We start from the raw sequence: 10,716 nt of genomic DNA on the forward strand, positions 1-10,716 counted from the left end.
ACGGCGGGGAACGTGACGGAGCTGACAGGCAGGGTGATCCCAGTGAAGCGTGCTGGTGCGGCGTTCTTCGTCGCCGCGGTCGCCGCGGCGTCGGCCTACTTCCTCGTCCCCGCGGACTCCGCCGAGCCCACGGCGAAACCCTCCGTGTCCGCCGCCCAGGCGGCCCGGGAGGAGGCCAAGGACCGGGCCGAGCAGGAGCGGGCGGAGGACGACAAGGTGATCGCCGGGCTGCCCGCGGGACTGGCCGCCCCTCAGAAGAAGGAACTGGCGCAGCGGATCGTCGCGAGCGCCCACCAGTCGACGCTGAACTGGCGCACCCTCTACGGCTCCATCGAGGACCTGGAGGACGGGCGGGGCTACACCGCCGGGATCGCCGGCTTCTGCACCGGCACCCACGACCTGCTCGCCCTGGTCGAGCGCTACACCGAAACCCACCCGGACAACGGCCTGGCCCGCTACCTGCCGGCCCTGCGCGAGGTCGACGGCACGGACTCCCACGAGGGCCTGGACCCCGGCTTCACCGCGGCCTGGAAGGCGGAGGCGAAGCTCCCGGCCTTCCGCAAGGCCCAGGACGAGCACCGTGACCGTGTCTCCTTCGACCCGGCGGTCCGCCTCGCCAAGCTGGACGGCCTGGGCACGCTCGGCCAGTTCGTCTACTACGACGCTCTGATCTTCCACGGCCCCGACGCCGGCCCCGAGGGCTTCTACGGCCTGCGCGAACGCGCGCTGCGCGTGGCGGACACCCCGGCCGAGGGCGGCAGTGAGAAGGCGTACCTGGACGCCTTCCTCGACATCCGCCGCACCGCCATGGCCACCGAACGCACGGACACGAGCCGTGTCGACACCGCCCAGCGTCGTTTCCTGGACGAGGGCAACCTGCGTCTCGAGACGCCGTTGGAGTGGGCCGTCTACGGGGACACGTACAAGGTGCCGTGACCTGGGCCCGTACAGGGTGTCGTGGCCGGCGGGGGAAAGCGACAGCGCCTGCCCGGTCGTCCGGTCGGGGACTGTTGGGCAGGCGCCGTCAGTGTTCCGCACGCCTTTGTACGGGACGTCTTGTGAGGTGCGGTCAGACCATCAGCGCGCGGTCCGTCGGACGGATCGGCGCCGGCAGCTCGCTCGCACCCGTGAGGGCACGGTCCACCCCGCGCGCCGCCGAGCGGCCCTCCGCGATCGCCCAGACGATGAGCGACTGGCCGCGGCCCGCGTCACCGGCGACGAACACGCCCGGCACGTTGGTCTGGTAGCTGTCGTCACGGGCGATGTTGCCGCGCTCGTCGAGCTCCAGGCCGAACTGGTCCACCAGGCCGTTCTCCCGGTCGGTGCCGGTGAAGCCCATGGCGAGGGTGACCAGCTGCGCGGGGATCTTGCGCTCGGAGCCCGGCTTCGGGGTCAGCTTGCCGTCGATGAACTCCACCTCGGTGAGGTGCAGCCACTGGACGTTGCCTTCTTCGTCGCCCTCGAAGTGGGTCGTCGAGACGGAGTAGACCCGCTCGCCGCCCTCCTCGTGGGCCGAGGTGACCTTGTACAGCATGGGGAAGGTCGGCCACGGCTGGGAGGCCGCGTTCCGCTCCTCGCCCGGGCGGGGCATGATCTCCAGCTGCGTGACGGAGGCAGCGCCCTGGCGGTGGGCCGTGCCCACGCAGTCCGCGCCGGTGTCGCCGCCGCCGATGACCACGACGTGCTTGCCCTCGGCCGAGATCGGGGGCGCCACGAAGTCGCCCTCCTGCACCTTGTTGGCCAGCGGCAGGTACTCCATGGCCTGGTAGATGCCCTTGAGCTCACGGCCGGGCACCGGCAGGTCGCGGGCCGTGGTCGCGCCGACGGCCAGGACGACCGCGTCGTAGCGCTTCTTCAGGTCCGTGGCCTTCAGGTCGCGGCCGATCTCGATGCCCGTGCGGAAGCGGGTGCCCTCCGCGCGCATCTGCTCGATACGGCGGTTGATGTGCCGCTTCTCCATCTTGAACTCGGGGATGCCGTAGCGGAGGAGGCCTCCGATGCGGTCCGCGCGCTCGTAGACGGCGACGGTGTGGCCGGCCCGGGTCAGCTGCTGGGCGGCGGCCAGACCGGCCGGGCCCGAGCCGATGACGGCGACGGTCTTGCCGGACAGGCGCTCCGGGATCTGCGGGGCGACGTCCCCGGTCTCCCACGCCTTGTCGATGATCGAGACCTCGACGTTCTTGATGGTGACCGGCGGCTGGTTGATGCCGAGCACACACGCCGACTCGCAGGGAGCGGGGCACAGACGGCCCGTGAACTCCGGGAAGTTGTTCGTCGCGTGCAGACGCTCCGAGGCGGCCGCCCAGTCCTCGCGGTAGGCGTAGTCGTTCCACTCGGGGATCAGGTTCCCGAGCGGACAGCCGTTGTGGCAGAACGGGATGCCGCAGTCCATGCAGCGGCTGGCCTGCTTGCTGATGATGGGCAGCAGGGAGCCGGGAACGTAGACCTCGTTCCAGTCCTTGACGCGCTCCTCGACCGGGCGGGACTTGGCGAGCTCGCGCCCGTGGTTCAGGAAGCCCTTCGGGTCAGCCATTGATCGCCGCCTCCATCATCTTCTCGTGGGTCTCGGTCTCGGAGAGACCGGCTCGCTCGGCGGCTTCCTTGGCGGCGAGCACTGCCTTGTACGTGCTGGGGATGATCCTGCTGAAGCGCTCGACGGCGGTGTCCCACTCGGCCAGGAGCTTCTCGGCGACGGTCGAGCCCGTCTCCTCCTGGTGGCGGCGGACCACGTCGTGCAGCCACTGCTTGTCGGCGTCGTCCAGCGCCTCGACGGCGTCCAGGTTGCCGGCGTTGACGTTGTCGCTGTCCAGGTCGATCACGTACGCGATACCGCCGGACATGCCGGCCGCGAAGTTGCGGCCCGTCTCGCCGAGGACCACCGCGTGGCCGCCGGTCATGTACTCGCAGCCGTGGTCGCCCACGCCCTCGGAGACGACCGTCGCACCGGAGTTGCGGACGCAGAACCGCTCGCCGACCTTGCCGCGCAGGAACATCTCGCCGCCGGTGGCGCCGTAGCCGATGGTGTTGCCGGCGATGACGCTGTACTCGGCGAGGTGGTCGGCCGCGCGGTCCGGGCGGACGACGATCCGGCCGCCGGAGAGGCCCTTGCCGACGTAGTCGTTGGCGTCGCCCTCCAGGCGCAGCGTGACACCGCGCGGCACGAACGCGCCGAAGGACTGGCCGGCGGAGCCGGTGAAGGTGATGTCGATGGTGTCGTCGGGCAGGCCCGCGCCACCGAACTTCTTCGTCACCTCGTGGCCGAGCATGGTGCCGACCGTGCGGTTGATGTTGCGGATCTGCACCTGGGCGCGCACCGGCTGGGCGTCTGTGGCACCGGCCGCGGCGAGCGCGTCGGAGGCCAGCTTGATCAGCTGGTTGTCGAGCGCCTTCTCCAGGCCGTGGTCCTGTGCGATGACCTGGTGGCGCACCGCACCCTCGGGCAGCTCGGGCACGTGGAACAGCGGCTCCAGGTCCAGGCCCTGTGCCTTCCAGTGGTCGACGGCCCGCGTGACGTCGAGGGTCTCGGCGTGACCGACGGCCTCCTCGATGGTGCGGAAGCCCAGCTCGGCGAGGATCTCGCGGACCTCTTCGGCGATGAACTGGAAGAAGTTGACGACGTACTCGGCCTTGCCGTTGTACCGCTCGCGCAGGACCGGGTTCTGCGTGGCGATGCCAACCGGGCAGGTGTCCAGGTGGCAGACGCGCATCATGACGCAGCCGGAGACGACGAGCGGCGCGGTCGCGAAACCGAACTCCTCGGCGCCGAGCAGCGCGGCGATGACCACGTCACGGCCGGTCTTCAGCTGGCCGTCGGTCTGCACGACGATGCGGTCGCGCAGGCCGTTGAGCAGCAGGGTCTGCTGGGTCTCGGCGAGGCCGAGCTCCCAGGGACCGCCGGCGTGCTTCAGCGAGGTGAGCGGGGAGGCACCCGTACCGCCGTCGTGGCCGGAGATGAGCACGACGTCCGCGTGCGCCTTGGAGACACCCGCGGCGACGGTGCCGACGCCGACCTCGGAGACCAGCTTCACGTGAATCCGCGCCTGCGGGTTCGCGTTCTTCAGGTCGTGGATCAGCTGGGCCAGGTCCTCGATGGAGTAGATGTCGTGGTGCGGGGGCGGCGAGATGAGGCCGACGCCCGGCGTCGAGTGCCGCGTCTTGGCGACCCACGGGTAGACCTTGTGGCCGGGCAGCTGGCCGCCCTCGCCGGGCTTGGCGCCCTGGGCCATCTTGATCTGGATGTCGTCGGAGTTGACCAGGTACTCGGAGGTCACACCGAAGCGGCCGGAGGCGACCTGCTTGATGGACGACCGGCGGGCCGGGTCGTACAGCCGCTCCGGGTCCTCGCCGCCCTCACCGGTGTTGGACTTGCCGCCCAGCTGGTTCATGGCGATGGCGAGGGTCTCGTGAGCCTCCTGGGAGATGGAGCCGTACGACATGGCGCCCGTGGAGAACCGCTTGACGATCTCGGAGACCGGCTCGACCTCGTCGATGGAGATCGGCTGGCGGTCCGACTTGAAGCCGAAGAGCCCGCGGAGCGTCATCAGCCGCTCGGACTGCTCGTTCACGCGCTCGGTGTACTTCTTGAAGATGTCGTACTTGCCGGAGCGCGTGGAGTGCTGGAGGCGGAAGACCGTCTCCGGGTCGAACAGGTGCGGCTCGCCCTCGCGGCGCCACTGGTACTCGCCGCCTATCTCCAGCGCGCGGTGCGCCGGGGCGATGCCGGAGGCCGGGTAGGCCTTGGCGTGGCGGGCGGCGACCTCCTTGGCGACGACGTCGATGCCGACACCGCCGATCTTGGTGGCCGTGCCGTTGAAGTACTTCTCGACGAAGGCCTCGTCGAGACCGACGGCCTCGAAGACCTGGGCGCCGCGGTAGGAGGCGACGGTCGAGATGCCCATCTTCGACATGACCTTCAGCACGCCCTTGCCGAGGGCGTAGATGAGGTTGCGGATGGCCTGCTCGGGCTCGATGCCGGGCAGGAAGGTGCCGGCGCGGACCAGGTCCTCGACGGACTCCATCGCCAGGTACGGGTTGACCGCGGCGGCGCCGTAGCCGATGAGCAGGGCGACGTGGTGGACCTCGCGGACGTCACCGGCCTCGACCAGCAGGCCCACCTGGGTGCGCTGCTTGGTGCGGATGAGGTGGTGGTGGACGGCCGCGGTGAGCAGCAGCGACGGGATCGGCGCGTGCTCGGCGTCCGAGTGGCGGTCCGACAAGACGATCAGGCGGGCGCCGTTCTCGATGGCGGCGTCGGCCTCGGTGCAGATCTCGTCGATGCGCGCGGCCAGCGCGTCACCGCCGCCGTGCACCCGGTACAGGCCGGAGAGCGTCGCGGCCTTGAAGCCGGGCATGTCGCCGTCGGCGTTGATGTGGATGAGCTTGGCCAGCTCGTCGTTGTCGATCACCGGGAAGGGCAGCAGGACGCTGCGGCAGGAGGCCGCGTTCGGGTCGAGCAGGTTGCCCTGCGGGCCCAGCGACGAGCGCAGGGAGGTGACCAGTTCCTCACGGATGGCGTCCAGCGGCGGGTTGGTGACCTGCGCGAACAGCTGCGTGAAGTAGTCGAAGAGCAGACGCGGGCGGTCCGACAGGGCGGCGATGGGCGAGTCGGTGCCCATCGAGCCGATCGGCTCGGCGCCGGCCTTGGCCATCGGCGCGAGGATGACGCGCAGCTCCTCCTCGGTGTAACCGAAGGTCTGCTGGCGGCGGGTGACCGAGGCGTGCGTGTGCACGATGTGCTCGCGCTCGGGCAGGTCGGACAGCTCGATCTCGCCGGCCTCGACCCACTCCGCGTAGGGGTTCTCGGCGGCGAGCTCGGCCTTGATCTCGTCGTCCTCGATGATGCGGTGCTCGACGGTGTCGACGAGGAACATCCGGCCGGGCTGCAGGCGGCCCTTGCGGACGACCTTGGACGGGTCGATGTCGAGGACGCCGACCTCGGAGCCGAGGACGACGAGGCCGTCGTCGGTGACCCAGTAGCGGCCGGGGCGAAGGCCGTTGCGGTCGAGGACCGCGCCGACCTGCTTGCCGTCGGTGAAGGTGACACAGGCCGGGCCGTCCCAGGGCTCCATCATCGTGGAGTGGAACTGGTAGAAGGCGCGCCGGGCCGGGTCCATGGAGTCGTGGTTCTCCCACGCCTCCGGGATCATCATCAGCACGGAGTGCGGCAGGGAACGGCCGCCCAGGTGCAGGAGCTCCAGGACCTCGTCGAAGGAGGCGGAGTCGGAGGCGTCCGGCGTACAGACCGGGAAGATCCGGTCGATGGCCTTGTCGTCGGAGCCGAACAGGTCCGAGACGAGCTGCGACTCGCGGGCCACCATCCAGTTGCGGTTGCCCTTGACGGTGTTGATCTCACCGTTGTGGGCGACGAAGCGGTAGGGGTGGGCCAGCGGCCACGACGGGAACGTGTTCGTCGAGAACCGGGAGTGCACGAGCGCGATCGCGGAGGCGAAGCGGCGGTCGGACAGGTCCGGGAAGAAGGGCTCCAGCTGGCCGGTGGTCAGCATGCCCTTGTAGACGATGGTCCGCGCGGACAGCGACGGGAAGTACACGCCGGCCTCGCGCTCGGCGCGCTTGCGCAGCACGAAGGCCTTGCGGTCGAGGTCGATGCCCGTGGCGGGCACGGCCGCGCCGTCGCTGACGAAGATCTGGCGGAAGACCGGCATGGTCGACCGGGCGGTGGCACCCAGCAGCTGGGGAGCGACCGGCACCTCGCGCCAGCCGAGGACGGTCAGGCCCTCGTCGGCAGCGATCGTCTCGATCTGCGAGACGGCGTCGGCGGTGGAGTCCTCCGGCAGGAAGGCGATGCCGACGGCGTAGGAACCGGCGTCGGGCAGGTCGAATCCGGCCACGTCACGGAAGAAGGCGTCCGGAACCTGCGACAGGATGCCGGCGCCGTCGCCGGAGTCGGGCTCGGAGCCGGTGGCGCCGCGGTGTTCGAGGTTGCGCAGGACGGTCAGAGCCTGCTCGACCAGGGTGTGGGACGCCTCGCCGGTGAGGGTGGCGACGAAGCCGACGCCGCAGGCGTCGTGCTCGTTGCGGGGGTCGTACATACCCTGCGCAGCAGGGCGAGCATCCATGAACGACCAGTTCTGGCCATTCGCGGAATGCTGGGACGGCTGGCGCGGCGTACGCATCGGCTCTCCCGTCGTCGTCATCTGGCATATGTGCATGTGCCGAGGGACGACGTTGGCCCTCGCGTGATCGCAAAATTTCGTGCAGGTTACATGATGGAGCGGTTCTCGGGAACCGGGATAATCCGTTCCAGCATGCGGACACTGCGGGTTCGCGGCGGGGGTGCCGCGCCAGCAGTGGAAGCTATGGAGGGACCGCACGAAACGATCGGGTCAGATCGGTGTTCGTCGGCCCGAGGAGCGGGGACAGGCGTCTTCGCCCACCCCGCTGGGGGTGCGCGGCGAGCGTCGTTGCCCGCAGCGCTTACGGCTCATGCCCGGTGATTGCACATTCGAAACCAGTGAGTAACGGCTACCTATGCAGTCCCGTGCATAAGTCCGAGCCGCGCTATCCTACGGCCGTTCCGAACAAGGTGCCCAGGGCGTACGTCACACCGGCCGCCGCGCCTCCCAGGAGCAGCTGCCGCAGCCCGCTGTACCACCAGGTGCGGGCCGTCACCTTGGCCACCACCGCACCGCACAGGAAGAGCCCGAGCAGCGCCAGCATCACGGCCGGCCACATGCTGCCGGCCCCCAGCAGATAGGGCAGGACGGGAATCAGCGCGCCGAGCGCGAAGGAGCCGAAACTCGACACCGCGGCCACGGTCGGCGAGGGCAGCTCGCCGGGGTCGATGCCCAGTTCCTCCCGGGCGTGGATCTCCAGCGCCTGCTCGGGATCCTCCGACAGCTGCCGGGCCACCTCGCGGGCCAGTCGCGGCTCGACGCCCCTCGACTCGTAGAGCGCGGCGAGCTCGGCCTCCTCGTCCTTGGGATGCTTGCGCAGCTGGCGCCGCTCCACGTCCAGCTCGGCCTCGACGAGCTCACGCTGCGAGGCGACGGAGGTGTACTCGCCGGCGGCCATGGAGAAGGCACCGGCGGTCAGGCCCGCGAGCCCGCTGAGGACCACGGTGTGCTGGCTGACCGCTCCGCCCGCGACACCGGTCATCAGGGCGAGGTTGGAGACGAGGCCGTCCATCGCACCGAACACCGCGGGGCGCAGCCAGCCGCCGTTCACGTCCCGGTGCGTGTGGTTGTCCCGGTGCGCCTCGTGCAGCGTCGCCTCGGTCTCGATGATGGCCATGAAAGGAACCCCACTCCCCGTCTTTTGGACATGTTCCAGAGTTTTACAGCAACAAAAGTACGCCGAGCATTCCGACCTCGCCAGCAAGGAAAGGCTGCGCTAACCTGCGGTTTTACCGTTTCGCGCTCACATGATCATCAGTGCGCGCAGATGTCGACCGGGTGATGCTGGGGCTCGTGAGGCTCGGCGGAGTCACCGGAGTGGGACACATGCCGTATGGCATCGACCGCCTGCATCCCCTCCGTCCCGGCGCCCGGGGACGCCACCGAACTCCGCGCACGGGCCCGGGGCGCACTGCTGGGCCTGGCCGTCGGTGACGCCCTCGGGGCCCCGGCCGAGAACATGAAGCCCTCCGAGATCCGCGCCCGGTGGGGCCGGATCACCGGGTACGTGGCCGAGAAGCCGGCGGGCACGGACGACACCGAGTACGCGATCTTCTCCGGCCTCCTGCTGGCCCGGCACGGCTCCGCACTCACCCCCGCCCACGTGGAAGCGGCCTGGCACGAGTGGATCGCCGACCGCGACGAGGGCCCCTTCCGGGGCGCCGGTTTCAGTGAACGCGGCACCCTGGAGAACCTGCGCCGGGGCCTGGCCGCCCCGATCTCCGCGCAGCACCGGCACGCCTGGAGCGACGGCCTGGCCATGCGCGCGGCCCCTTTCGGGGTGTTCGCGGCGGGCCGCCCGGCGGAGGCGGCACGACTGGTGGCGATCGACGGCTCGGTGAGCCACGACGGCGAGGGCATCTACGGCGGCCAGGCGGTGGCGGCGGGCGTCGCGGCGGCGATGGCCGGCGCCCCGTCGGTCGCGGTCGTGGCCGCGGCCCTCGCGGTCGTACCCGACGACTCCTGGACGGCCCGCAGTCTGCGCCGCGCGGTGGCCGTCGCCCACCGCGGCGAACGAGCGGTCCGCTCCGCGGTCGTCGTCGGCGGCTACCCCTGGACCGACCTGGCCCCCGAGGCGGTCGCCCTCGCCTTCGGCGCGTACGCGGCGGCCGACGGCGACTTCGAGCAGTCCGTCCTGACAGCGGTGAACATGGGCCGCGACGCGGACACGACGGCGGCGGTGGCGGGGGCGCTGGCGGGTGCGACGCGGGGCGTGTCGGCGATCCCGGCGGCCTGGGCCGCGGCCATCACCCCGGCCCGCGGGTCATGCCTCCCGGCGATGGCGGGCTACCACGTCCTGGACGTGGCGGACCTGCTGACACCGGCGGAGGTCCTCCGATGACGACGTACGAAGCGGAAGTCGCCGACGGCGAACGCGCCCCACGGGAGACCAGGACCCCTCGGGTGACAGTTACGGGCGGTGCGCGGGTGGGAGACAAAAGGGCCGAAGGCGAAGCCAAGGCCACACGAAAGGTCGAAGGCCTCCTGCTCGGACTGGCCGCAGGCGACGCCGCCGGCTGGCCCGCGGCCCGCCACAGAGCCGCCCGCATGCCCAACTGGACCCGCCGCCTCACCCGCGAACTCGACACCTTCGCCGAACAGAACGCCACGACCACCCTCCCCGTCCCCATCGCCCTGAACCAGCCCCCCGAGCCCCTCCGCCTCGGCCCCTCCGACGACGCCGAATGGGCCGCCTTCGCCGCGGAAGCCCTCTTGCGCGCGGGCGACGACACCGTCCTGAACGACCTCAGCCGCGAACGCCGCACCCGAGCCGCGATCGACCTCACCTGGAACGCCCTCGCCGCCGAGGTCGCCGCCGCGGCGGACCGCGCCCCCGAGATCGAGTCCGCCGTCCTGCCCCTGCGGGCCCGCATCTCCGTCCGCGCCGGCCTCGGCAACCTCGCCGCGGGCCTGCGCCCGCCCGCCACCGGCCACGACAACCCGCACTACTTCGACGACGCCGCCTGCGTGCGCGCCTGCGTCCTGGCCGTGGCCCACCCCGGAGATCCCCGGAGCGCCGCCGACCTCGCCGAGTTCGACGCCCGCTACACCCAGGACGGCGACGGCGTCCACGGCGCCCGCGCGATGGCGGCGGCACTCGCCCTCGCCCTGGCCGGCGCCCATGTCGACGCCTGCGTCACGGCGGCCCTCACCGAACTCCCCGGGGAGACGGAGATCGGCCGCAACGCCCGGCACGCCCTGAAGCTCGCCGCCGACGCCGACAGCGCCTTCGCCCTGGTCCCGCCCCTGGAGCACCAGATCGTCGACCACGTCTACAGCTACGGCATCGCCGCCGCCGAGACGGTCCCGGTCGCCCTCGCCCTGGCCACCGCCGCCCGCGGCCGCGTCGCGGGGGCGATCCCCGCGGCGGCCTGCCTGTCCCGCGTCGCGGACTCCGCCCCGGCCCTGGTGGGCGCCCTGACCGGCGCCGTGGGCGGCGGCGCGTCGATCCCCGGCTCCTGGCGGGAGACCTGCCGCACCCTCTCCGGCTGCGTCCTCCCCCGCCTCACCGGCACCGACCTCGTAGAACTCGCCGAACTCCTGGAAGCCGTACAACCGGCCCGCCCGGGTGGATGATGCGGCC

6 protein-coding genes are annotated in these 10,716 nt (G+C 71.2%); 3 read left to right on the plus strand and 3 right to left on the minus strand.

Annotation, left to right across the window (positions count from 1 at the left end):
• The first annotated feature begins 42 nt into the window (after positions 1-42).
• A complete protein-coding gene (locus AB0G20_RS30090) occupies positions 43-936 on the plus strand; it encodes a chitosanase (RefSeq protein WP_361307761.1) in 894 nt (297 codons plus the stop codon).
• A gap of 133 nt (positions 937-1,069) precedes the next feature.
• Here the strand turns inward: AB0G20_RS30090 and AB0G20_RS30095 are convergent, their stop codons facing one another.
• The 3 genes from AB0G20_RS30095 to AB0G20_RS30105 form a co-directional block, all read right to left on the minus strand.
• Entirely contained in the window at positions 1,070-2,533 is a 1,464-nt protein-coding gene (locus AB0G20_RS30095; RefSeq protein WP_361307763.1) for a glutamate synthase subunit beta, read from the minus strand.
• The gene (gene gltB / locus AB0G20_RS30100; RefSeq protein ID WP_361307995.1) at positions 2,526-7,133 is read right to left on the minus strand and encodes a glutamate synthase large subunit; all 4,608 of its coding nucleotides are present in this window, start codon (positions 7,131-7,133) and stop codon (positions 2,526-2,528) included. The genes AB0G20_RS30095 and gltB overlap by 8 nt, the downstream gene beginning before the upstream one ends.
• Positions 7,134-7,518: 385 nt before the next feature.
• On the minus strand, positions 7,519-8,250 hold the full coding sequence (locus AB0G20_RS30105; RefSeq protein ID WP_361307765.1) for a VIT1/CCC1 transporter family protein: 732 nt from the start codon (positions 8,248-8,250) through the stop codon (positions 7,519-7,521).
• Between the two features lie 216 nt (positions 8,251-8,466).
• On the opposite strand from AB0G20_RS30105, the gene AB0G20_RS30110 reads away from it, so the two are divergent.
• Positions 8,467-9,474, plus strand: coding sequence for an ADP-ribosylglycohydrolase family protein (locus tag AB0G20_RS30110; RefSeq protein WP_361307767.1), 1,008 nt, complete (start codon positions 8,467-8,469; stop codon positions 9,472-9,474).
• Positions 9,471-10,709, plus strand: a complete 1,239-nt coding sequence (locus AB0G20_RS30115; RefSeq protein ID WP_361307769.1) for an ADP-ribosylglycohydrolase family protein — start codon at positions 9,471-9,473, stop codon at positions 10,707-10,709. The genes AB0G20_RS30110 and AB0G20_RS30115 overlap by 4 nt, the downstream gene beginning before the upstream one ends.
• Positions 10,710-10,716 lie beyond the last annotated feature (7 nt).

It is taken from the genome of Streptomyces sp. NPDC024017 (assembly GCF_040638895.1).
GTDB lineage: Bacteria > Actinomycetota > Actinomycetes > Streptomycetales > Streptomycetaceae > Streptomyces.